At 40.8% G+C, this 400-nt stretch carries 1 protein-coding gene; it reads right to left on the bottom strand.

Annotation, left to right across the window (positions count from 1 at the left end; translation table 11 throughout):
* Nucleotides 1-400 (bottom strand): hypothetical protein (locus ACWIX0_RS14265; RefSeq protein ID WP_454174626.1); only part of this gene is annotated, 400 nt, incomplete at both ends.

The raw sequence follows: 400 nt of genomic DNA, 5'->3' as shown, positions 1-400 counted from the left end.
GTTTTCGTTACCAAAAGCATTGACTTTAGGCTTTTCTATCATTGTCGCGTTTGAGCCTAGCACATCATAGCTTAGAGATACTTCAGGGCTTACATAGCTATTTCGCTTAAACTGATAAAATGTAACGCCACCTTTGACTTCCGCACCGACATTATATATTAGTGGGAGCGGGGATTTGTCATTAGAAGTTAGTCGCATATTAAACCCATTTTCGTGTATGCGAAAATCTGGAAAATCCACACTGCCTCTAAGGCTAGCTTTGATAAAGCCTTCCATCACTTTGCCCGTAATAGAAAATGTTTGGAAATAGTTTAGCCCCGCTTGTAGAGAGTTTGTGCGCACGGTTGTTGAGTTGCCACGCAAAGCCGTATCAGTATTCATAAACTCATATCCCAAAAAT

It is taken from the genome of Helicobacter sp. T3_23-1059 (assembly GCF_053654515.1).
This window is presented reverse-complemented; position numbering and strand designations above follow the sequence as displayed.